23 protein-coding genes are annotated in these 21,982 nt (G+C 64.9%); 8 read left to right on the forward strand and 15 right to left on the reverse strand.

The annotated features are described in order from the left end of the window. Nucleotides 1-30 precede the first annotated feature (30 nt). Genes urtE through urtA form a run of 5 tightly spaced genes read right to left on the reverse strand, consistent with a single transcriptional unit; the run spans nucleotide 31 to nucleotide 4,820 of the window. A complete protein-coding gene (urtE, locus tag G6N38_RS23470; RefSeq protein WP_163750374.1) occupies nucleotides 31-723 on the reverse strand; it encodes an urea ABC transporter ATP-binding subunit UrtE in 693 nt (230 codons plus the stop codon). Beyond that, nucleotides 723-1,544, reverse strand: a complete 822-nt coding sequence (gene urtD / locus G6N38_RS23475; RefSeq protein WP_163750375.1) for an urea ABC transporter ATP-binding protein UrtD — start codon at nucleotides 1,542-1,544, stop codon at nucleotides 723-725. Before urtD ends, urtE begins: the two co-directional genes overlap by 1 nt. Then, the gene (gene urtC / locus G6N38_RS23480; RefSeq protein WP_163750376.1) at nucleotides 1,541-2,653 is read right to left on the reverse strand and encodes an urea ABC transporter permease subunit UrtC; all 1,113 of its coding nucleotides are present in this window, start codon (nucleotides 2,651-2,653) and stop codon (nucleotides 1,541-1,543) included. The genes urtD and urtC overlap by 4 nt, the downstream gene beginning before the upstream one ends. After that, nucleotides 2,650-3,534: an urea ABC transporter permease subunit UrtB gene (gene urtB, locus G6N38_RS23485; protein ID WP_163750377.1), complete on the reverse strand. Its 885-nt coding sequence runs from the start codon at nucleotides 3,532-3,534 to the stop codon at nucleotides 2,650-2,652. Before urtB ends, urtC begins: the two co-directional genes overlap by 4 nt. A gap of 23 nt (nucleotides 3,535-3,557) precedes the next feature. After that, on the reverse strand, nucleotides 3,558-4,820 hold the full coding sequence (gene urtA / locus G6N38_RS23490; protein WP_163750378.1) for an urea ABC transporter substrate-binding protein: 1,263 nt from the start codon (nucleotides 4,818-4,820) through the stop codon (nucleotides 3,558-3,560). 213 nt (nucleotides 4,821-5,033) lie between these two features. Between urtA and G6N38_RS23495 the strand changes: the two genes are divergently transcribed. Continuing rightward, on the forward strand, nucleotides 5,034-5,462 hold the full coding sequence (locus tag G6N38_RS23495; RefSeq protein WP_246228093.1) for an Rv2576c family protein: 429 nt from the start codon (nucleotides 5,034-5,036) through the stop codon (nucleotides 5,460-5,462). Here G6N38_RS23495 and G6N38_RS23500 read toward each other — a convergent pair. Continuing rightward, the gene (locus tag G6N38_RS23500) at nucleotides 5,459-5,917 is read right to left on the reverse strand and encodes a GNAT family N-acetyltransferase (protein ID WP_163750380.1); all 459 of its coding nucleotides are present in this window, start codon (nucleotides 5,915-5,917) and stop codon (nucleotides 5,459-5,461) included. The genes G6N38_RS23495 and G6N38_RS23500 overlap by 4 nt on opposite strands. A 45-nt stretch (nucleotides 5,918-5,962) precedes the next feature. On the opposite strand from G6N38_RS23500, the gene G6N38_RS23505 reads away from it, so the two are divergent. The 3 genes from G6N38_RS23505 to G6N38_RS23515 all read left to right on the forward strand — a co-directional run bounded on the left by G6N38_RS23505 (nucleotide 5,963) and on the right by G6N38_RS23515 (nucleotide 8,766). Then, nucleotides 5,963-6,853, forward strand: a complete 891-nt coding sequence (locus G6N38_RS23505; protein ID WP_163750381.1) for an oxidoreductase — start codon at nucleotides 5,963-5,965, stop codon at nucleotides 6,851-6,853. Nucleotides 6,854-6,884: 31 nt separating this feature from the next. Beyond that, complete coding sequence (locus G6N38_RS23510) at nucleotides 6,885-7,541, forward strand: hypothetical protein (RefSeq protein WP_163750382.1); 657 nt, start codon at nucleotides 6,885-6,887, stop codon at nucleotides 7,539-7,541. A 211-nt stretch (nucleotides 7,542-7,752) separates the two neighbouring features. Continuing rightward, the gene (locus tag G6N38_RS23515; RefSeq protein WP_163752311.1) at nucleotides 7,753-8,766 is read left to right on the forward strand and encodes an Rv2578c family radical SAM protein; all 1,014 of its coding nucleotides are present in this window, start codon (nucleotides 7,753-7,755) and stop codon (nucleotides 8,764-8,766) included. Here G6N38_RS23515 and G6N38_RS23520 read toward each other — a convergent pair. The 7 genes from G6N38_RS23520 to G6N38_RS23550 form a co-directional block, all read right to left on the reverse strand. Next, nucleotides 8,763-9,707 carry an apurinic/apyrimidinic endonuclease family protein gene (locus G6N38_RS23520; protein WP_163750383.1) on the reverse strand — a complete coding sequence of 315 codons (945 nt, stop codon included), beginning with the start codon at nucleotides 9,705-9,707 and terminating at the stop codon, nucleotides 8,763-8,765. The genes G6N38_RS23515 and G6N38_RS23520 overlap by 4 nt on opposite strands. After that, nucleotides 9,704-10,756: an ABC transporter ATP-binding protein gene (locus tag G6N38_RS23525; RefSeq protein WP_163750384.1), complete on the reverse strand. Its 1,053-nt coding sequence runs from the start codon at nucleotides 10,754-10,756 to the stop codon at nucleotides 9,704-9,706. The genes G6N38_RS23520 and G6N38_RS23525 overlap by 4 nt, the downstream gene beginning before the upstream one ends. Nucleotides 10,757-10,784: 28 nt before the next feature. Then, a complete protein-coding gene (locus tag G6N38_RS23530; RefSeq protein ID WP_163750385.1) occupies nucleotides 10,785-11,597 on the reverse strand; it encodes a carbohydrate ABC transporter permease in 813 nt (270 codons plus the stop codon). After that, complete coding sequence (locus tag G6N38_RS23535; protein WP_163750386.1) at nucleotides 11,594-12,442, reverse strand: carbohydrate ABC transporter permease; 849 nt, start codon at nucleotides 12,440-12,442, stop codon at nucleotides 11,594-11,596. The genes G6N38_RS23530 and G6N38_RS23535 overlap by 4 nt, the downstream gene beginning before the upstream one ends. 70 nt (nucleotides 12,443-12,512) lie before the next feature. After that, the gene (locus G6N38_RS23540; protein WP_163750387.1) at nucleotides 12,513-13,805 is read right to left on the reverse strand and encodes an ABC transporter substrate-binding protein; all 1,293 of its coding nucleotides are present in this window, start codon (nucleotides 13,803-13,805) and stop codon (nucleotides 12,513-12,515) included. 44 nt (nucleotides 13,806-13,849) lie between these two features. Continuing rightward, on the reverse strand, nucleotides 13,850-14,623 hold the full coding sequence (locus tag G6N38_RS23545; RefSeq protein ID WP_163750388.1) for an SDR family NAD(P)-dependent oxidoreductase: 774 nt from the start codon (nucleotides 14,621-14,623) through the stop codon (nucleotides 13,850-13,852). Nucleotides 14,624-14,667: 44 nt separating this feature from the next. After that, the gene (locus tag G6N38_RS23550) at nucleotides 14,668-15,432 is read right to left on the reverse strand and encodes a DeoR/GlpR family DNA-binding transcription regulator (RefSeq protein ID WP_163750389.1); all 765 of its coding nucleotides are present in this window, start codon (nucleotides 15,430-15,432) and stop codon (nucleotides 14,668-14,670) included. 150 nt (nucleotides 15,433-15,582) lie between these two features. On the opposite strand from G6N38_RS23550, the gene G6N38_RS23555 reads away from it, so the two are divergent. The 4 genes from G6N38_RS23555 to G6N38_RS23570 all read left to right on the forward strand — a co-directional run bounded on the left by G6N38_RS23555 (nucleotide 15,583) and on the right by G6N38_RS23570 (nucleotide 19,526). Next, the gene (locus G6N38_RS23555; RefSeq protein ID WP_163750390.1) at nucleotides 15,583-16,344 is read left to right on the forward strand and encodes an inositol monophosphatase family protein; all 762 of its coding nucleotides are present in this window, start codon (nucleotides 15,583-15,585) and stop codon (nucleotides 16,342-16,344) included. Nucleotides 16,345-16,441: 97 nt separating this feature from the next. Then, complete coding sequence (locus G6N38_RS23560) at nucleotides 16,442-17,953, forward strand: FGGY-family carbohydrate kinase (protein ID WP_163750391.1); 1,512 nt, start codon at nucleotides 16,442-16,444, stop codon at nucleotides 17,951-17,953. Beyond that, nucleotides 17,953-18,675: a class II aldolase/adducin family protein gene (locus G6N38_RS23565; RefSeq protein ID WP_163750392.1), complete on the forward strand. Its 723-nt coding sequence runs from the start codon at nucleotides 17,953-17,955 to the stop codon at nucleotides 18,673-18,675. The genes G6N38_RS23560 and G6N38_RS23565 overlap by 1 nt, the downstream gene beginning before the upstream one ends. 17 nt (nucleotides 18,676-18,692) lie before the next feature. Beyond that, a complete protein-coding gene (locus G6N38_RS23570) occupies nucleotides 18,693-19,526 on the forward strand; it encodes a BtpA/SgcQ family protein (RefSeq protein WP_163752313.1) in 834 nt (277 codons plus the stop codon). 27 nt (nucleotides 19,527-19,553) lie between these two features. Here the strand turns inward: G6N38_RS23570 and G6N38_RS23575 are convergent, their stop codons facing one another. Both G6N38_RS23575 and G6N38_RS23580 read right to left on the reverse strand, forming a co-directional pair. Continuing rightward, nucleotides 19,554-20,813, reverse strand: coding sequence for an acyl-CoA dehydrogenase family protein (locus G6N38_RS23575; RefSeq protein ID WP_163750393.1), 1,260 nt, complete (start codon nucleotides 20,811-20,813; stop codon nucleotides 19,554-19,556). Beyond that, entirely contained in the window at nucleotides 20,810-21,949 is a 1,140-nt protein-coding gene (locus G6N38_RS23580) for an acyl-CoA dehydrogenase family protein (protein WP_163750394.1), read from the reverse strand. The genes G6N38_RS23575 and G6N38_RS23580 overlap by 4 nt, the downstream gene beginning before the upstream one ends. Nucleotides 21,950-21,982: the final 33 nt, after the last annotated feature.

The following is a 21,982-nucleotide window of genomic DNA, read 5'->3' on the forward strand; positions in this document are numbered from 1 at the left end:
GTGACACAGTTCACGACGACAAGTCTAGGTCTAGATCGCCATCGCCGCGCGCACGTCGGCCTCTGACGCCGACCCGCCGGTCCCGCTCGAGGTGACCCGGCCGGCTTCCAGGATGTAGTACTGCTGTGCCGACTCCAGTGCGAAGCCGATGTGCTGCTCGACCAGCAGCACGCCGAGGTCGCCGCGGCGGGTCAGCGTGGTGATCGCCGCCTCGATCTCGGCGACCACCGACGGCTGAATGCCCTCGGTGGGTTCGTCGAGGATCAGGATCTTCGGGCTGGTGATCAGTGCCCGCGCGATCGCCAGCTGCTGGCGCTGACCACCGGAGAGCAGACCAGCTCGGCGGGTGAGCAATTCCTTGAGCGCGGGGAACAGGTCGAGCTGTTCGTCGATCAGCTGCTTGCCGTTTTTGCGGCCGTCGGCGACGACCTGAAGGTTCTCCGCGGTGGTCAACTGGCCGAAGGACTGCTGACCCTGCGGCACATACGCCAACCCGCGCGCCACCCGGGCGCTGGGCCGCATCTTGGTCACGTCGTCGCCGTGCAGCAGCACCGTGCCCGAGCTGCACTTCAAGAGGCCGACCGCCGCACGCAGCAGGGTCGTCTTACCCGCGCCGTTGTGCCCCATCACGGCGGCTACGCCGTCGGAGGGCACGTCGATGCTGACACCGTGGATGACCTGTGATCTGCCGTATCCGGTGCGGACGTCGACCAGTTCCAGCATTACGAGGTCTCCTCGATCAGTTCGTCCGGAACGCCGTCCGTGCCCGCCGCGGCGGTGCCCAGGTAGACCTCCTGCACCTTGGGGTTGGCCTGCACGTCGGCTACCGATCCTTCGGCGATCACCTGGCCGCGGGCCAGCACCGTGACGGAGGTGGCGAAGGCGCGCATGAAATCCATGTCATGCTCGACGACGACGACGGTGCGCGACGATCCGATGCGGCGCAACAGCTTTCCGGTCTCTTCGCGTTCTTCACCGCTCATCCCGGCGACCGGTTCGTCGAGCAGCAGCACGTCGGCATTCTGCACGAGTAGCATGCCGATCTCCAGCCACTGTTTCTGACCGTGGGCCAAGATGCCCGCGGGCCGGTCGGCCAACTCGGTGAGCCCGATCGTCTCGAGCGCCTCCTCGATGGCAGGCAACACTTCCTTGCGCCGGCGCAGCAGGGTCAACCACGACCGGCCTGCCCCCGCCGCTATGTCGAGGTTCTGCAGGACGGTCAGCTGCTCGAATACGCTGGCGGTCTGGAAGGTTCGGCCGACGCCGAGCCGGGCGATCTGATGGACCTTCTTGCCCAGTAGGTCCACACCGGACTTGTCCACCGACCCGGTGGCGGGCACCAGGCCGGTGATCGCGTCGATGACGGTGGTCTTCCCGGCCCCGTTGGGGCCGATCAGGAAGCGAAGATCACCCTGGAACAGCGTCAGGTCGACCTCGTTGACAGCCTTGAACCCGTCGAAATCGACGGTGAGACCGCGGACTTCGAGATACTGGGTGCCCATGCCGACATTGCCGCCGGCTACCGGTTCGGCGAGTTCGGTCATGGTGCGGCTCCCACCGGCTCGGATGCGGGCTCACCGCTGGGCGTGGCAGTTGCCTTGGTGCGGTTGCGCCGGCGGAACAGCGCCCCGAGTCCGGCGAACCCCGCAGGGAAGAAGCCGACGACCACGATGAACAGCAGCCCCTGGGCGTAGGTCCAGCCCGACGGAAAGCGTTCGGAGAACGCCGTTTGCGCCCAGGCCACGCCGATCGCACCCAAGATGGGCCCGAGCAGTGTGGTTCGCCCCCCGATCGCGACACCGATCAGGAAGGCAATGGACGGTACGACGCCGACCTGAGCCGGGGTGATGAAACCGATGATGGGTGCGAACAGGGCACCGGCGATGCTGGCGAACAGTGCGGCGGCCGTGTAGGCGACGACCTTGATGTTGGCCGGGTCGTAGCCCAGGAACCGCACTCGTTCTTCGCCGTCGCGCACCGCGACGAGAAGTTCGCCGTAGCGACTCTGCATCAACTGGCGCACCACGGCGACCACCACGAGCAGGGTTCCCGCGGCGATGAAGTACAGCATCTGCCGGTTCACCGGGTCGGACAGCCGGAACCCGAAGAATGTGCGAAAACCATTGAGCCCGTTGCTGCCACCCAACGTCGCTTGGCCGACGAGCAGGATGGCCAGTGCGGCAGCCAGCGCTTGGGACAGGATCGCGAAATATGCGCCCTTGACCCGGCGTTTGAACACCCCGAGCCCGAGCAGCGCCGCGATGCCCGTCGGGACCACTACGATCGCCGCCAGGGTGAACGCCGCCGACGAGAACGGCTCCCAATAGGACGGCAGCGCAGGCATTCCCGCGATCTGCATGAAGTCAGGGACCGCCTGTTTGCGGACCTCGGCGTCAGCGATCTTGAGGTGCATGCCCATCATGTAGGCGCCCAGCCCGAAGAACACGCCCTGGCCCAGCGTGAGCATCCCGCCACGGCCCCAGGCCAGCCCGATACCGGCGGCCACGATCGCATAGCACAGGTATTGGCCGAGCAGGCCGAGTCGGAAGCTGGACAGTACCGCGGGTGCCACCCCGAAGAGGACGACCGCGGCGACCGCGAAACCGGCCAGCGGAAGGGCATGGGCCTGCCAGCGTCCTCTGCCGCTCGTCATACCAAACTCCTTGTCCGCACGGTGAACAACCCCTGCGGGCGTACCTGCAGGAAGATCACGATGATCACGAACACGATCACCTTCGCCAGCGACGCAGTGGTGCTGTACTCGATGAAGGAGTTCATCAGTCCGAGCGCGAACGCGGCGATGACGGTGCCTTTGATCTGGCCCAGGCCGCCGACCACGACCACCAGGAACGCGTCGATCAGATAACTCTGCCCGATGGTCGAACTGGTGGATCCGATCAGGGTCAGCGCGACACCGGCGACGCTGGCCAGACCCGATCCGATGAAGAACGTGGTGATATCGGTCTTCCGGCTCGAAATACCGCTGGTTTCAGCCAGATCCCGATTCTGCACGACTGCCCTGATCCGCCGGCCCATGGGGCTGAGCTTGAGCACCGAGGCCAGCACGATGACGCAGACGACGGCCAGCACCAGGATGAAGACGCGAGTCTTGGGTACCACCGCGCCGAGGATCTCGACTCCGCCGGACAGCCATGTCGGTGCGTTGACGTTCACCGCGGGCGCACCGAAGATGCTGCGGGCGGCCTGCTGCAGGATCAGCCCGACGCCGAAGGTCACCAACAGCGTGTCCAGCGGCCGGTCGTACATCCGCTGGATCAGTGTGACCTCCAGCAGAACTCCGAGGAGGCCACCGACCACGAATCCCACGGCTAGCGAAACCAAAAGCGATGCACCGGCATTCGAGATCAGCTTCTGCACCACGAAGGCGGTGTAGCAGCCAACCATGATGAATTCGCCGTGCGCCATGTTGATGACGCCCATCTGGCCGAATGTCAGGGCAAGCCCCAATGCCGCCAGCAACAGGATTGAGCCGAGACTCAATCCCGTCGCCAGCTGTCCGACAAGGACATCCATGCTGTGTTAATTCCCCGTCGCGCTCAGCCCGAAAGGCCCTTGGCCCAGGGGTAGGACTTCAGATAGGGATCCGGGGTGATCGGGCCGGGGGACTCCCAGATGGTGTAGATCAGGCCGTCGGGATGGATCTCACCGATCCGCGCGGTCTTGGTGATGTGGTGGTTCTCACCGTCGATGGTGACCAGACCCTCCGGAGCATCAAACGTGACGCCACCCGCATTGTCCTGAATCGCCTTGACGTCGAAGGACTTCCCCTTCTCGACAGTGTTCTTCCACAGGTAGACCGAGACGTAAGCGGCTTCCATCGGATCCGAGGTCGGCTTATTTTGGCCGTACTTGGCCTTGTAGGCCGCCACGAACGCCTTGTTCACCGGATTGTCGAGCGTTTGGTAGTAGTTCCATGCGGTCAGCTGGCCGGCTATGTTCTGCGCGCCGATGCCCTGGACTTCTTCCTCGGCGATCGACACCGAGACCACCGGCATCTTCTGCGGGGTGAGTCCGGCGTTGGTGTACTCCTTGAAGAACGCGACGTTGGAGTCACCGTTCAGGGTGTTGAACACCGCGTCAGCGTTGGAGGAACGGACCTTGTTGACGATGGTCGAGAAGTCGGTGGAGCCCAGCGGCGTGTAGTCCTCGCCTTTGATCTCGATGCCGTTGGCCGCCGCGTACGCCTTGATGATGCGGTTGGCGGTCTGCGGGAACACGTAGTCGCTGCCCACCAGGTACAGCGACTTGAGGCCCTTTTCCTTGAGGAAGTCCAGAGCCGGCACGATCTGCTGATTGGTGGTGGCGCCGGTGTAGAAGATGTTCTTCGACGACTCCAGGCCCTCGTACTGCACCGGGTAGTACAGCAGCGAGTTGTTGCTTTCGAAGACGGGCAGCATGGCCTTGCGGCTCGACGACGTCCAGCCGCCGAAGACCGCGGCGACGCAGTCGTCCTTGATCAGCTTCTCGGCTTTCTGGGCGAACACCGCCGGGTCGGACGCCCCGTCTTCGCCGACGACCTGGATCTGCTTACCGAGCACACCGCCTTGGGAGTTGATCTCGTCGACGGCGAGCTTGATGGCGTCGCGCACAGTGACTTCGGAGATCGCCATGGTGCCCGACAACGAGTTCAGTGAACCCACTTTGATATTGGGCCCGGACGTGTCCACGCATGAATCGGACTTTGCTGTGTCGGTCTCGCTCGCCTTGCTGCCGCAGCCGGACAGCACGAGTCCAGCCGTCACCATGACGCTTGTCGCAGCCAATGCCGATCGGTTCAGAGCAGAACGCCGGAGTTGCATAGAGGCCCTTTCATGTTGGGAACGACAATCTTTGGGCGACGACAGACTTGATGGCCCCCGAACCCACGGTTGGTGTCGACCCGGACGTTAGAGCGCATAAGTTTCTGTGACATATCTGTGTGTGACGAACTCGTTAACCTGCTATTCATTCGCTGTGGGCGGCCAGGTGCCGACACGGGTAACGATGTCGGTAGCGTGGCCGATATGGGCCATATGCGAAAAGTGACAGCAAGGGTTGGGGTGGCGCTGGTGTTGGCGACTGCCGGTGTTGCGGCCACTCACGCGGTGTCGAACGCTGATCCGGCGCCCGGACACCAGGTGACCTACACGCTCGCGACGGGCGGCACGTACGACTTCACCATCACCTATCTGACGGCGCAGCCGCCGAGCAAGGACGCCTTCAACGCAGACTCGAACGCGTTCATGAAGCGCGAGACCATCACTGTGTCGCCGGATGCGCCGTGGGTCTTTTCGACCACACTGGCGGATCCGCAGTGGGCTTTCCTGCAGGTTGGCAGCACCACCCACGGCGGGCAGGCAGCCCCGAACGCGCACTGTGAGGTGTCGGTCGACGGCCAGGTCGCCATCGCGCAGGACGCCCCCTACAGCCCGCAGTGCTACTTATCGAAGTGGTCGTCCTAGCGTCCTAGGCGCTTACTGAAGAACACCCGGTCGAAGCCGTCCTGGCGGGCCCGGTGCGTCTCGACGTAACCGTGGCGCGGATAGAACGTCAGGTTCTCTGTCATCGCGGCATTGGTATAGAGGCGGACCTCGATCACGCCGGCGTCATGGGCGTCATCTTCGGCGCGGTGTAGCAGCAGCGCGCCGTATCCGCGGCCCTGGGTGTCAGGCGCGACGGCGACCGAGTCGAGCAGTAGATGGCTGCCTTGCGTGTAGGTGACCAAACTCCCGACCAGGCGGTCGTCACAGGTCAGGACCCACACGTTGGCGTCCTCGATGAGAGCCGCGTAGTCGGCGTCCATCGGAGCGGGCCTGCGCCCGATGCGGGCGGTGTATTTCTCGTATGCCCCCTCGACGAGCGCGACGATAGCGGCCGTATCGGCCGCGGTGGCCCGGCGTAACGACGGTTCGGACATGCGCCCACGGTAAAGCCACAGCAGCCCTGACGTACGTTGGGCACGGTGGGTAGCTCGATAGCGCTTGTCGGTCCGGGAGCGATTGGTTCGACCGTCGCCGCGCTGCTGTATGCGGCCGGTCATCGGGTGACGTTGTGCGGGCATACGTCCCGCGCTCAGATCGAGGTCCGCCGGGATCAGCCGGGCGACACCATCGTGGTGCCCGGCCCGGTGCTGACCGATCCCTGCGACGTCGACGGTCGCGTCGACCTGGTGTTGCTCGCGGTCAAGGACACCCACAACGAACAGGCGGCCGGCTGGCTGCACCGGTTGTGCGACGACCACACGGTGGTCTGTGTGCTGCAGAACGGCGTCGAACAGGTCGAGCGGGTCGGCGAGTTCTTTCCGTCGGAGCACATCGTGCCGGCGGTCGTCTGGTTTTCCGCAGAGCCTCAGCCGGGCGGCTGGGTGCGGCTACGTACCGATGTGCGTCTGGTGCTGCCCGACTGCGAAGACGCCGAAACCCTGGCGGCGGTGTTGCGTCCGGCGGGGGTGACAGTCGACCTGGACCCCGACTTCAGCACCGAGGCGTGGCGCAAGTTGTTGGTCAATGCGCTGGCCGGGTTCATGGTGCTGGCCCGGCGCCGATCAGGCATGTTCCGCCGCGCCGACATCGCCGCGCTCGCGCGCCGCTACCTCACCGAATGCCTGGCGGTGGCCCGTGCCGAAGGTGCCGCGCTGCCCGACACCGTGATCGACGAGATAACCGAGATGTTCGCCACCGGGCCGCAGGATCTGACCACGTCGATGCTGACCGACGCCAACGCGGGCCGCCGCCTGGAGTGGGATATCCGCAACGGTGTCATCGTTCGGAAGGCCGCTCAGCACGGGTTGGCGACGCCGGTGAGCGACGTGGTTGTTCCGTTGCTCGCCGCGGCCAGCGACGGACCCGGCTAGTCCGGCACCCGCCAGATGGCATCCTGGCCAGGTGGGCCTGATATTCCGGTTGGTCGAGCTGTTGCTCGTGATCGTGCCGATCGCTGGCGCGATCTATGCCGCCTTCCGGGGTGTCTCCGCGCTGACCAAACGCCAGAGCGGCTCCGGGCAGGATCCACAACCCGCAGCCCGTGACGACCCGAAAAGCCAAGCAGCACAGTGGCGCACCATCACCCGAGTGATCGACGAACACAGCCGTACCGACACCCGCTGGCTCGACTACGAACTCGACGCCGCCAAGCTGCTCGACTTTCCGGCGATGACCGATATGCGCGATCCGCTGACGGTGGCCTTTCACCGGGCCAAACTGCGCGCGGATCTGCTGCGGCCCGGCAAGGCCGAGGATCTGCTCGACGCCCCCGACGCGATGCGCCAGTATCTCGACGCCGTCGAGGCGTATGTGACCGCGTTCGATGCCGCCGAGAACGAGGCCCGCCGGCGCCGGCGCAGTGACTTCTCTCGCGCTGACCAGCAGCGGATGACCCGGGCGCAGAGTCTGCTGCGGGTGGCGGCCGATCGCGGCGCCACCCAGCAGGAGCGGGAGCGCGCCTACGAGCTGGCCCGCGGTGAGCTCGACGGGCTGCTGGTGCTGCCAGATCGCACCACGGCCGCCCTCGAGCGCGGTATCGCGGGCGAGCTCGACGACTAAACAGCGTTGTCGTGCCGCACCGAGAGTGTGCTCCGGCAGTCGGGTGGGCTCAAGACTCGTGTGAGCCCAAGAGATCGCCTCATCGAAATCGACGCAAGCGCGAGAAGATCCCGCGCCAGCGTCGATCTCGGCGCTCGACTCGAGCGAGCAAGCGGCACGTTCGCCGCAATCCGCCATTGACAGATCATCGAACGTGCGTTCGAATGAATGGATGCGGTGGAGCGGCCAGGGGATAGCGATCGACGACGGCGCCCTGCCGGGCCTGCAGCGCATTGGCCTGGTGCGCAGCGTGCGCACACCGCAATTCGAGGGCATCACGTTTCACGAGGTGCTGTGCAAGTCGGCGCTCAACAAGATCCCTGCCGCGGCGATGCTGCCGTTCCGTTTCACCGTCAACGGCTACCGCGGCTGCTCGCACGCCTGCCGGTACTGCTTCGCGCGGCCCACCCACGAATATCTGGAGTTCGACCCTGGCGCGGATTTCGACAGCCAGATCGTGGTGAAGACCAACGTCGTCGACGTGCTGCGCCGTGAGCTCGCCCGCCCGTCCTGGCGCCGGGAAACGGTGGCGCTGGGCACCAATACCGATCCCTATCAGCGGGCCGAGGGGCGCTATGTGCTGATGCCGGGCATCATCGCTGCCCTCGCCGGGTCGGGTACGTCGCTGTCGATCCTCACCAAGGGCACGCTGCTGCGCCGGGATCTGGATCTGATTGCTGATGCAGCACAACAGGTTCCGGTGTCGGTCGCGATCTCTCTGGCTGTCGGCGACCCTGATCTGCACCGCGACGTCGAACCTGGAACGCCGTCGCCGCAGGCCCGGCTTGGGCTGATCGCCGCCGTGCGCGACGCCGGGCTGGACTGCCACGTCATGGTCGCCCCGGTGTTACCGCATCTGACCGATTCGGCCGAGCATCTCGACAGCCTCCTCGGCCAGATCGCGGCGGCGGGCGCCACCGGGGTCACGGTGTTCGGCCTGCACCTGCGCAGTTCGACGCGCGGGTGGTTCATGACCTGGCTGGCGCGTTCGCATCCCGAACTCGTTGAGCCCTATCGGCAGCTGTACCGTCGCGGGGCCTACCTGCCGGCCGAGTACCGCGACATGCTGCGCCGGCGGGTGGCGCCGCTGGTGGCCAAGTACCGCTTGACCGGCGACAATCGGCCATTCGTCCCGGTCGCGCCGCGTGCCGTCGTTGAGCCGGAGCCGCAGCCGACGCTGTTCTAAGCCGGTTGCTGCGCGCTGGACAGCGCCGCCCGCCACGTCGCAACGCTGTCCCGTAGGTCGGCTAGCACCGCGTCGTCGGGGTGTTCATGCGCATGGATGATCTCGAAAAACAGATAGACGTCGCCAGTCCAGCTCTGCCTGAGTTGGTCGACGACGACGGTCGCGTCGACAGTGCCGGCCGCCTGGGTCGCGGCGGTGAACGGCCCGTGATGATCGGCGCCTCGGGGCGACTGCTGAAGTTGCACCACCGGGGTGTGCCGCCATGTCTCGCGGATCCAATTGTCGATATGCCCGCTCGGCGTCTCAGAATCCAGCGCCGCCGGGTGGCCGAGGTCCAGGCATAACCGCCACGGTATGGCGGTATCGGCGAGTGCGTCCTCGACTGCATGTGCCTCGTCAATCGAATGGCCGTATTCGCGTGTCACAGCGAGGTTCTCGAACTGCAGGTGGTCCAGGCCGGCGGCCTGCGCGGTATCAGCAAGCTTGCGCATCGCAGCGAGTTCGTCGTCGATCAGAGTCCGCGCCCGGTGTGCATCTGCGGCCGCGCCGACCGACAGCGCACCGAGATGGCCGCCAACACCGCGTGCACCCGCTGCCACGGTGACCGCGACCATTTGCTCGTACCAGTTATACGCCGCCGCGCGGTCACCGGGATCGTCGGAGAGCAGCAGCCCAGACGAATAAGCCGCCAGTCCGGTGAACAGACTGTGGATTTCGAGGTCGTATTCTTCGGCTGCTTGCCGAGCTCGCTTGGCGTATGCCAGTGCCGGGGCGGGATCGAACCCGACGGGCAGCAGATCGATGCTCAGCTGAACGACGTCGAGGCCCAAATCCTCCTTGGCGATTCGGGCCCAATCTCGGGGCTCCGGCCAGCGTTTCACCGCAAAACAGGTGTTGATGCCCAGATGTAGCCGAGGTCCCTGCGCTGATGTGTTCGTCATTCGATGCGCTTTCCTGAGTCGGGGTAGAAGTAATGCGCGGAATCGGGCCGGACGCTCAGAGCGACCGGAACACCGGGTTCGATCCCGCTGAGACGGCTCACTTCCGCGACGGCCGTGAGTTCGGTGTCGCCGACGGCGATCGTGACGATGGCGCGTGGCCCCAGCAATTCCACGAGGGAGACCACCGCCGTCGATGTCGGGTCGGGGGTGAGTAGCAGGTCGTCGGGGCGCACACCGAGCAACAGATCGCCGCGTAACGGGGCGTCGACAGTGAGCCTGATACCGGACTCGCTGCGCAGCACCGACTCCGAGTAGGAGCCCGCGATGAGGTTCATCTTGGGGCTACCGACAAAGGTGGCCACGAACGTGTCCACTGGCCGGGAATACACCTCGTTCGGCGTGCCGGTCTGCGCCACACCACCGTCGCGCATTACCACCATCCGATCAGAGAGGGTCATCGCCTCCTCTTGGTCGTGGGTGACGTAGAACGAGGTGATGCCCAGCCGGCGCTGGATGCGCAGCAGTTCGGTGCGGGTTTCGATACGGAGCTTGGCGTCGAGATTGCTCAGTGGTTCGTCGAACAGAAAGATGGCTGGCTCGCGGACGATCGCCCGGGCGATGGCGACGCGCTGCTGTTGACCGCCGCTGAGATCTTTGGGACGGCGTTTGAGTAGTTCGCCCAGTCCGACGGACTGGGCGACTTCGGTGGCGCGGCGGTGTGCGTCGGCCTTCTTCATCTTCTTGGCGCGCAACGGAAACGCCACATTGCCGAGCACATCGAGATGGGGGTACAGCGCGTAGTTCTGGAACACCATGGCGATATCGCGGTCGCGGGTGTCAACCTGGGTGACATTGCGTTCACCGATGAAGATGTCTCCCGAGGAGACCGCCTCGAGACCGGCCAACATGCGTAATGAGGTGGACTTTCCGCATCCAGACGGTCCGACCAGTACGGTCATGGACCCGTCGGGCAGATCCAGATTGAGGTTGTCGACGACATGGGTCTGACCGTAAGTCTTGGAGACGTTACGAAAAGTGATGGTAGCCACGGGTTCTCTCTGTTCGATGGATGGCTGGTCAGAATTTGACGGCGCCGCCGCCCATGCCCTGGATGAGGCGGCGTTGCACGAAGAAGGCCGCAGTCACGACAGGGACGATGGAGATGATGATGGCGGCGCTCATCGTGCCGAGATCGACTCCGCGGAATGTGTTGAACGATGAGATCGCGACCGGAAGCAGCTGATTCTTGTTGGGCGCCAGGATCAGTCCGTAGAACATGTCGTTCCAGGACAGGATGAAGCCGAAGATGGCGGCTGCGCCGACACCGGGCAGAACCTGGGGGACCATCACCTTGTAGAAGGCACTGAACCGGGTCAGGCCGTCGACCCGGGCCTGCTCCTCCAACGAAGCTGGGACCGACTCCCACAAACCGATGAGGAACCAGGTGACGAACGGGAGCACAAAGCTGATGTGCGCCAGCGTGACCGGTATCAGTGTTCCGCTGAGGCGGAGCGTATAGGCCATGGTGAGAAACGGGAACACCAGCACCGCTGGTGGCAGGACCTGGGCCGCCAGCATACCGAATCGGGTGACCGAGCCACCGGCGCGGTAGCGCGAGATGGCGTAGGACGCCATGGTGCCGGCAACGATGCTGACGACAACTGTGGTGATGGCGACGAAGGCGCTGCGTCCGACCGCCTCGATGATTCCGCCGGAGACCACATCCGACCAGTTCTGCGTGGTCGGCGTGAACGCCACCAAGCCAGGGTCGTTGATCTGGCTGGGAGTCTTGAAGCTGGCCAGGGTAATCCAGCACAGCGGGAGCACCACGACAAGGACAGCGACGATCAACAGCCCGATCCGGGCGGCGCTGAATACGCGGTGTTTCACGACGACAACCTCTCCATACGCCGGTAGATCACGAAGATCACCGCGAGCACAAATGCCAGCACCAGACACGCCATCGCACTCGCCTCACCGAGGCGGAAGAACTGAATCCCGGTCTGATACATGAGGTATTGCAGGGTCTCCGTCTCAGTTCCCGGACCGCCTCTGGTGGTGGCGTAGACATACTCGAAGACCTTCATCGCATCCAGGGCCCTCAACATCACCGCGACCGTCAGCACCGGCGACAACAGCGGCAGAATCACGTGGAACAGCGTGTAGATCCCGCCCGCACCGTCGACCTGAGCCGCCTCGAGTGGTTGCTTGGGCATGGCTTCCAGACCCGCGAGGATCAGCAGCACCAAAAATGGTGTCCACTGCCACACGTCGATCGCGATCAGCGTGTACAGCGCTGTCCCCGAGCCGAAGAAATCGACGTCGATGCCCACACTGGACAAGGCGCGGGGGATGGCCCCCAACTGACTGTTGAGCAGGAATCGGAAGACCAGCGCGACCGCGATCGGGGTGATGAACATCGGGATCAGCAGCACTGATCGGGTCAGATCTTTCATCCAGCGCTGCCGGTGTAGCGCCAGCGCGATCAACAGGGCCAGGACGAACTCCACGGCGACCGCTACGACGACGTAGAACACGGTGATCCAGGCCGAGGAAAGGAAGCGGCCATCGAACGCGGCAGCGTAGTTGTCCGTTCCGACGAACCCGGGGGAGGCGCGCGAGGTGAGTTTCTTGTCGACGAAGCTCAGATACGTCGCATACATCAACGGAAACCCGATGGCGATGACGAACACCGCGATGAACGGTGCCAACATGCCATACCGAAAGGTCTTCATACGGAGGAGCTTTCTCTGGTGAGCGCGTCCCGGGAGGCCGTGGGCTGAACCGGCCTCCCGGGACGGGCTGCTACTTGCCGGAAATCTGGTCGGCGGCCTTCTGCGCGTCGGCCAGTGCCTGGTCGATCGTCTTGGCGCCGATCACGGCCTCGTTCAGCTGGGTGCCCACTTCCTGCACCAACTGCTCGGCGTTGCGGCCCTCCGCGAACGGAACTGCCTTCTGCAGAATCGAATTCACCGCGGTGAAGTAGCCCTCACCCAGACCTTCCTTACGGACGCGAGGATCGTTGACGGTGCTCATGCGGGTCGGGGCGCCGCCATCGATGACCCGCTGCTTGTCGACATCCTTGGAGGTGACCCAGGAGATGAACGCCCATGCGGCATCGGGTGCCGCCGAGTTCGACGGGATGGCCCACGACCAGGCTCCCAGTGAACCGCGGCCGCCTGGCATCGGCGCCAGCGCGAATTCCCCGGCGTGCGGCCCGGATCCGGCCTTGTTCAGGCTCGCGGTCAGCCAGTTGTAGCCGACGATCGAAGCCGAACCACCCGAGGACAATGAGCGCAGCGTTTCGTCCTGCGCCCAGTTGACGCTGTTGGCCGGCGCGGCGGTCTTGAGGGTGTCGATGTAGACCTCCAGGGCGCGTTTGGCCTCCGGGGTGTTGATCGTCGGCTTGCCGTCGGCGTCGAACATCTGCCCGCCGGCGGCCAGATAGAAGCTCGACCACTCTTCGAGGATCTTGTACCCGCGCTGTGGGCTGTGGGCGATACCGGCGTGCTCGGGCGTCGTCAGTTTGTTTACCGTGGTGACCAACTCGTCCAGCGTTGTCGGTACCGACAACCCGGCTTGCTGCAACAGATCATCGCGATAGATGTAGCCCAACGCGTAGTTGTACATCGGCACGCCATAGGTGCCGCCCTTGACTTCGTTGAGCTTGCGCAGTGACTCATAGAAATCGTCGTAGTCCATGCCGGTCGTCGAGGCGATGCGGTCCTGCACCGGTGCCACGAACCCGGCGTCGACGAAGTCGCCCATCCAGGGGTTGTCGACCATGATGAGGTCGTAGGTGGGATCCGGTGACTGGAACGAGGCGACCAGCTTGTCGCGCATCGAGTCGTAGGCGAGCTTCTGGATATCGAGTTTGATGTTGGGGTAGGCGGTCTTGAAGCCGCCGAGCAGACCCTCGATCACCTCGGTGTCGTGCTCGTCTTCCAGCAGTACCCGTACGGTGGCCGTGGTGTCCTTCGGGATGTCGCCGGCGCCGGACCCGGCGTTGTCCTTGGCCGAACTCGAACACCCGGCGAGCGTGAGGGCCGTAGCACCGAGGAGCGCGGCGGCAACCGAACTCCATCTCTTTATCGACATGTGAATTCTGATCTCCTCAGTTGTTGTTGACGGATCTGACGGCGTCAGTCCATGAAGGCGCCGCCGTTGACCGACAGCGCCTCTCCGGTGATGAAACGGGCGTCCTCAGAGACCAGGAAGGCCACCGACCGTGCGATGTCTTCGGGCTGTTCCAGTCGACCCAATGGTGTTGCGGCAATCCACATTTGCTTGACGTCGTCCGCTGTGCAGCCGCGCAGCGTCGCTTCCCATTCCAGTTCACGCTCCTGCATCGGCGTCGCCACAAAACCGGGGCAGATGCTGTTGACGTTGATTCCGTGCTCGGCCAGTTCGTGGGCCATCGCTTGAGTGAGGCCGATGACCCCGAACTTGGAGGCGATGTAGTCGGACAGGTACGGGACGTTGCCTTGTTTGCCACCCATCGAAGCGGTGTTGACGATCATTCCCTTGCTGCCGGTGCGCACCATGGCTCGGGCGGCAGCCTGCCCGCAGATGAACACACCCTTCAGGTTGACCTCGAACGTGCGATCTACACGATCCAGGGGCATATCGAGAAACCGCTGCATATACGAGATTCCGGCGTTGCTGATCCAGGCATCGAGTCCTAGGCGATCAGCGACGTCGTCGGCGACTCGAGTGGCATCGGCCGCGCTGGTGACATCCAGCTTGGCGTGCTCGTGGTGCGCTCCAGCGGAGCGTTCCAGGCTTTCGCAGGTACGCTCGGCGGCGTCGGGGTCGACGTCGGTCACCACGACCTGCCAGTCGCGGCGGGCCAGCTCGACGGCCATGGCGCGGCCGATGCCGGAGCCGGCGCCGGTTACTACTACGGTCTTCGTCATGTTTCCTCTTGTCTCGTCGGAGTTTTCGTAGTTCTGGGCGTGCCTCAGCACAACTGGATCTTGACGCCCTGCTGGCGTGCGGCCTCGAGAGCGGGATGTTCAGGAGGACCGTCGGTAACGATGGTGTGTGCAGCTGACAGTGGCGCGATGTTGACCAACTGCACTCGGGCGAGCTTGCTGGAGTCGACGACGACGATCACCCGGTCGGCGCATTCCATCGCCAGCCGCTTCACGTTGCTCTCCTCGCCGTGATAGTCAGTCAGTCCGCGCTTGGCATCGACCCCCGCAACGCCCATCACATAGGTGTCGCAGTTGTAGCGGCGGAACGCCGCCTCGGCGTCAGATCCGATCAGGCTCAGCTCGCCAGGGCGCAGGCGCCCGCCGGTGAGGATGACGGTGGTGTCCGGTTCATCGGCGAGCTCAAGTGCCGCCAGCACGCTGGGAGTGATGATGGTCAGGGCCAGGTTGCGGCCACGGATGCACTTGGCGACTGCCAATGCGGTGCTGCCGCTGTCGAGGATCACGGTGGCGTGCGGTTCGAGCAGTGTCACGGCGGCTTCAGCGATATGTGCCTTCTCATGGGCGGCCAGCTGCGCCCGCGCCTCGAACGAAGGTTCCTCGGACTTACCGGTGAACGCGATTGCGCCGCCGATCACCCGGCGTACCTTGCCCTGGACTTCGAGTGCCTCGATATCGCGCCGGATCGTCATCTCGGAGACGTCGAATGCGGACGCCAGCGTCGCGTAATCCGCTTCGCCGTCGGCGGCGATCCGCTCCTGGATGAGTGCGCGGCGTTCGTCGCCGGTCATCGGAGCCGTGAGGCAGGACGGTTGTGATTGGCTAACAGCATCGAGCCTCCAGTCGTGATAATCCCGGTGACTAATCGTCTAAGTTGTTAATGTCTAACACAAGATTGCGGAACGGGAAACGGGAACATGACATCTTTTGCCAGTCGTACGGTGACAGCGGAGCTTCTCGACGTCGCGCTTGCGGCCGCGCGGGCGGGTGCGCGGGTGCTGCGCGACGGTGCTCTGGGGGCGCCGCAGATCACCGTCAAGGGTGAGCGAGGCAACCTGGTGACCGATGTCGATGTGGCTGCTGAGCGTGCCGTCCGTGAGGTGCTCGCGGCGCGCCGCCCCGGCGATGAAGTCACCGGCGAGGAATTGCCCGACAGCGCCTCGGCCGGGTCTGCGCTGCGTTGGTCGATCGACCCACTCGATGGGACGACCAACTTCACCAGGGGGATTCCCTATTACGCGACGTCGGTGGGCGTCGTTGACGGCGATGGCTGCTGGTTGGCCGGCGCAGTTATCGCCCCTGAACTGGACAAATGTTATTTCGGATCGCTGGACGGAGGAGCCTGGTTGGCCGACTCCACCGGGGTGCGACAGCTGACCGGGCCGGCGCAGGACGGTGAAGGTGCACGCCTGCTCGGAATGGGCTACTCGTATTCGGCGCAGATCCGGGCCGGCCAGTACGCGATGACCGCTGAGTTGATGGCCGGCTACACCGATGCCCGTGCTTTGGGGTCGGCGGCGCTAGCCGTCTGCGCGGTAGCCGAAGGGGCTCTCGACGGATACATCGAGACCGACCTGGCCGAGTACGACTGGGCGGCCGGGGCGGTCATCGCCGAGGCTGCGGGCCTGCGGGTGGTGCGACCGACGGCAAGTTCCCCGATGCTGCGCATCGAGCCTGAACCGGCCGGCGCGTGTGAAATATAGACAAACTGAATGTTTATGAATAACATCGCGTTTCGCCGGCGACCCGCTGCCGGGTGGGGCCGGGACAGGCCGGGGATGGCCGTGGGAAGGACATTGAATGGCCAGCAGGCATTACATCGGGATCGACATCGGGACGACCGGAACCAAGACGGTGCTGCTGGAACGTTCGGCGGGCATCATTGCCCAGGCGAACTTCGAGTCGCCGATCTTCTCCGACGGCCCCGCCTTTGCCGAAGCTGACGCCGACGCGTGGGTTGATAACGCAGTCAACGGGATTCGTGCGGTGTTGACCGAATCCGGTGTTGATCCGGCCACGGTGGTCGCGGTGGCGACCACCGGAATGGTGCCCGCGGTGCTGTGCTTGGACGCGGATATGAAGCCGGTCCGCCGGCCGATCCTGCAGAATGATGCCCGCGCGACTGTCGAGATCGGCGAACTCGCCTCGCTCATTGACGGCGCCGACATGCTGACCCGTACGGGGTCGGCGCTCACCCAACAGTCGGTGGCCCCCACCCTGATGTGGCTGCGCCGTCACGAGCCTGAACTCTGGTCGCGCACGGTCCATGTCGTCGGTTCCTACGACTATGTGCTGACCGCCCTCGGCGCGCCGGTGCACGTCGAGGAGAACTGGGCGCTCGAATCGGGGCTGTACACCCTCGATGGCAGCCGGTACGACACGGCGATCACGGCGGCCGGACTGGATCCGGGCTTATTGAGCACCCCGGTCCGGCCCGGCACTGTGGTGGGCGCCGTGTCGGCACGGGTTGCCGCCGAAACTGGGCTGGATCCGGCCACCGCGCTGGTGGTGGGCGGCGCCGATCACGTGCTCTCGGCGTACGCCGCCGGCGTCGACAGCCCGGGAAAGTGGCTGGTCAAGCTTGGTGGAGCCGGTGATATTCTCACCGCCTGCGACGCGCCGGTCGTCGACGAACGGCTCTACCTCGATGCCCATCCCCGCCCCGGTGTATGGCTGCCCAACGGGTGCATGGCCACCAGTGGCAGCCTGATTCGCTGGTTCCAAACGGTGGTCGGCGGTGTCACGCTGGCCGAGCTCGATGCCGAGGCAGCGTCGCGAGAGCCGGCCTCGTTGCTGTGTCTGCCGTACTTTCTGGGGGAGAAATCGCCGATCCACGATCCAGAGCTGCGCGGCGCCTTCCTCGGACTTGAGCTGTCCCATACCCGCGCCGACCTGTACCGCGCTGTGCTGGAGGCTATCGCCTTCGGCTTCCGGCACAACGCCGAAGCGATGCGCGCCGCGGGTATCGAGCTCGACGCTCGAGCCAGCGTGACCAATGGTGGAAGTAAATCCATGCTGTGGAAGCAGATTCACGCCGATGTCCTCAACGTCGAGCTGATTCCGGTACGAGACCACCCCGGGGCATCGCTTGGAGCGGCGATCCTCGCCGGCGTCGGTGCCGGCGACCTGACGGTCGACGACTCTGCCCGTTTCCTGCACACCGACCCGCCGATCGTGCCGGACCCGGCCCGCGTCGCCGCCTACGACCAGGCGTACCGATTGTGGCGACAGGCCGGTGATGCTCTTACCGGCGTATCCCACGCATTGGCCCGGCGCCGAACAGACCGCGCCGCAACATCGAAGGAGGGCTGATGCGGGTGCGGCACGAGCATCAGGTTGCTCTGACCGATATCGCTTGGAAGATGGTCGATCTCGGTCTCACGACCGGTCTCGATTCGGGGGACGCCACGCTGTTCGACCGGGACGAAGGCGTGATCTACGCACTGCCGGCGCCATCGGCCCGGTTACCGATCCGCACTTGGAAGGATGTGCGGCCCGAAGACGTCGCCATGGTCGATGAGCGCGGAAATCTGCACCCAGCTTCGCTGGCCGAGCCGACCGTCGAACTTCCCATGCACCTGGCGATCTACGCTGCGCGACCTGATGTCAACGCGATCGTGCATTCGCACGCCGAGGACTCGCAGGTGTTCGCCGCGGCCGAGCGCGATATCCCCACGGCCACCATCGATTCCTACACCCGGGCTGGCTTCGGACCCATCAAGTGCGGGGAGTTCGGCGTTGTCGCCTCGGTGGAATTGGGTGAGCACATGGTCGCAGCGCTCGGTTCGACCAGTAAGGCCGCCCTGATGGCGCGGCACGGCGCGGTCGCAGTCGGGGCCGACCTCGCGGACGCGTTGTTCACCGCGACGGTCATCGAGAAGGCCGCCCGGCAGGCGATGAAGGTTGTGTCGCTGGGCGAAACACCTGAGCAGTTAACGCTTTATCACATTTTCGACGAACAACTCGCCCGCGATATCGAGGCCGGACGAGTTCATCTCGACACCCAAACCGTCACCGTTCAGCGACTCGCGTAACCGATTAGGAGACACACATCATGCAATGGCTCAACGACGTATTCGGCGTGCCCAAGCCAATCATCGCCATGCTGCACCTGGGAGCACTTCCCGGTGACCCGGCCTACGACACCGCCAGCGGTATGCGCAAGATCGTCGACGACGCCCGCCGCGACCTCGACGCGCTGCAGACCGGCGGGGTGGACGCCGTCCTGATCTCCAACGAATTCAGCCTCCCGTATCTGACGAAGACCGAGCCGATCACGGCGATCACGATGGCCCGGGTGATCGGGGAGCTGCTCGACGAGATCACCGTGCCGTTCGGCGCGAACGTGCTCTGGGACGGGGTCGCGTCGATCGATCTGGCCGCGGCCACCGGTGCGGCGTTCGTCAGGGAGATCTTCACCGGTGTCTACGCCAGCGACTTCGGTCTGTGGGACACCAATGTCGGGTACTCGGCTCGGCACCGCCGCCGAGTGGACGCCGGTAATGTGCGGCTGCTGTTCAATGTTGTTCCGGAGGCGACTTCCTATGTCGCGCAGCGTGATCTGGCCTCGATCACCCGCTCGACCGTGTTCAACGCCAAGCCTGACGCGCTGGTGGTTTCCGGGCTGACCGCGGGTGCCCCGACAGACAGCTCGGCGTTGTCCACGGTGAAGCAGAACGCCGGTGAGGTGCCCGTGTTCGTCAACACCGGGATGCGGGCCGAGACCGCCGAACAGCAGCTCGCGATCGCCGACGGTGCCGTCGTCGGTACCGCATTGAAGAAGGACGGCAAATTCGAGAACCATCCCGACGTCAACCGGGTCACGGAGCTGATGGCGGTCGTCAAGGACTATCGGTCCTCACTGCCGGCGAGCGCGGTCGGCTGACCAGACCGGGCACAGGTCAAGCGCGGCCTACTGGCGGCCGCGCTTGACCTGATTGAACGGCAGACCCTTGTCGGCGGCGAGTTCGCGCGGGAATCCGAGGATGCGCTCGCTGATCACATTGCGGGCCATCTCACTGCTTCCGCCGCCCAGTGAACCGGTCTGTCGCGACAGATACCGCACTCCGATATCGAGCAGGTCGGACAGCTCTTCGCCCTCGTCGACCACTCCGGCGGTGCCCGCGATCGCGAGCGCGGTGTCGACTTCGAGTTCGGTTGTCTCGGCGTGGAAGAGCCGGATCAGCGTGCCGGCATTGGGCGGCAGCGTGCCGTTGCCGATTGCGGTTCCGACGTGATCGATCAGTTGGTCTTTGACGATCCGGCGCACCAACGCTCGACCGGCGAGATTCCGCACCGCCGGATCTTCGCCCTGGCCGGTGCGCTCAGCCAGGCGGACATGGTCCGGTGGCTTTTCGCTGGCGTTCTCCGCGCCGCTTCCGCTGGCGAATTCTGATCCGCCGCCGACTGCGCGACGTTCGTGGAACAGCTGACGGGAGGCCACTTCCCAACCGTTGTTGACCTCGCCGACCACGGCGTCATCACCTAGTTCGAGGCCGTCGAAGAACTCCTCACAGAACTCCTCGTTGCCATTGACCTCTTTGATGCGGCGCATCGTGATGCCGGGGGAGCTCAGCGGCACCAGGAACATGGTCAGGCCCTCGTGCTTGGGCACGGTCCAGTCGGTGCGGGCCAGCAGCAGCCCGTAGTCGGCGGCGAACGCACTGGTGCTCCAGGTCTTGGCGCCGTTGATGACCCAGGTGTCACCACGTCGATCGGCGCGGGTGATGACGCCGGCCAGATCGGAGCCGCCGCTGGGTTCACTCAGGAGCTGGCAGAGCACCTCGTCGCCACGAATCGCAGCCGAAATGCGGTCGCGTTTCTGGCTTTCGGTGCCCATATCGAGGATCGTCGCCGAACAGATGGTCAGCGACGGCACATTGAGGATCAGCGGCATCTCGTAGCGGCGGCACTCGGCGTTGAATGCCCGCTGATACGCGTAATCGAGGCCCAACCCGCCGTACTCGCGGGGGAAACAGATCCCGGCGAAACCACCCCGGTACAAGCGCTGCTGCAGCTCCTTGGCACGATCCCAGGAGGCCTGTTCGGCGCGAACCGAGAAGGGCGGATGATCCGGATCGATGGCGGGCATGTTCTCGGCCAGCCAGGTGCGGGCCCTGGCGGCGAAATCGGCAACCGATTCGGTGGCTACGGTGAGCGCGGCGTCGGTCATGCCGAAGCCTCCTGTGGCGCGGTCTTGGCACTCAACGCGTACACCGCGCGGTGGTGATCTTCGGGTGAACCATAGAGCGCGCGGTACAGCGCAGCCCGGCGCAGGAACAAGTGCAGGTCGTGCTCCCAGGTGACGCCGATCCCGCCGTGCAGCTGCACGCAATCCTGCAGCATCAGCGGGGCACGTTCGGCCACATAGGCTTTGGCGACGCTAACCAGAAGGCCGGCGTCATCCGAGCGTGCCGACACCGCGGCCACCGCACCCGCAGTCGTTGCCCGGCACGCCTCGAACCACATCTTCATATCGGCGAGCCGATGCTTGAGCGCCTGGTACGACGCCAGCGGCCTGCCGAAACTATGGCGATCGAACATCCACTGCGTCGTCATGGCCAACACGGCATCCAGAATCCCGACGATTTCCGCACATTGCAGCACCAGGGCGACCTGCCGCTGCCGCTCGATGATCGCGGGTGTTTGCGCGGCATTGCCGACTGCGGCGGTCTCGTCGACCTGCGCGCCGTCGAATTCCACTCGGGCGTAACGCTTCACCATGTCGACGGAGCGCTGCTCGGTGACTTCTGTGCGGTCGGCGGGGACGAGGAATTGGCGAGGACTGCCGTCGCAGTCGGCGACCACCAGGAACACGCCGGCTTCGGTGCCCGCTTCTACCCGGTCCTTCACCCCGTCGATGCGGTAGCCGGTCTCGGTGCGTGTCGCGGTCACGCCCGGCTGCAACGGGGACAGCGGCCGGCGCGGTTCGTAGATCGCCCAGGACGCCACCAGTTCGCCGGCCACCAGCGCGTCGATGGTGTCTTCATGTCCGCCCGGCGCCTCGGCCAGGCCCGCAAGCACGATGCTGACCGGATGCAGCGGACCGGGTGCCACGCTGTGGCCGATCTGTTCGGCCACCAGGGCGAGATCGGCCAAACCGTCACCCGAAACACTGCCGCCGCCAAGCTCTTCGGGGACCAGCAGGCTGGTCCAGCCGAGTTCGGCCGCCCGCTGCCACCACTCGCTGTCGAAGGAGCGGTCCGCGGCGTGCAGCTCGCGCACGCGGCTCAGTGAGGCCTCCTTCTCCAGGAAGGCCTGCGTCGTCGACGCAAACAGCAGCTGTTCGGGATTGGCGACATCTGTCATAGAGCCAGTCCAGCCTGTTCAGTGGTGGCGGTC

Origin of the sequence: Mycolicibacterium helvum (assembly GCF_010731895.1) — a bacterium.
Taxonomy (GTDB): Bacteria; Actinomycetota; Actinomycetes; order Mycobacteriales; family Mycobacteriaceae; genus Mycobacterium; species Mycobacterium helvum.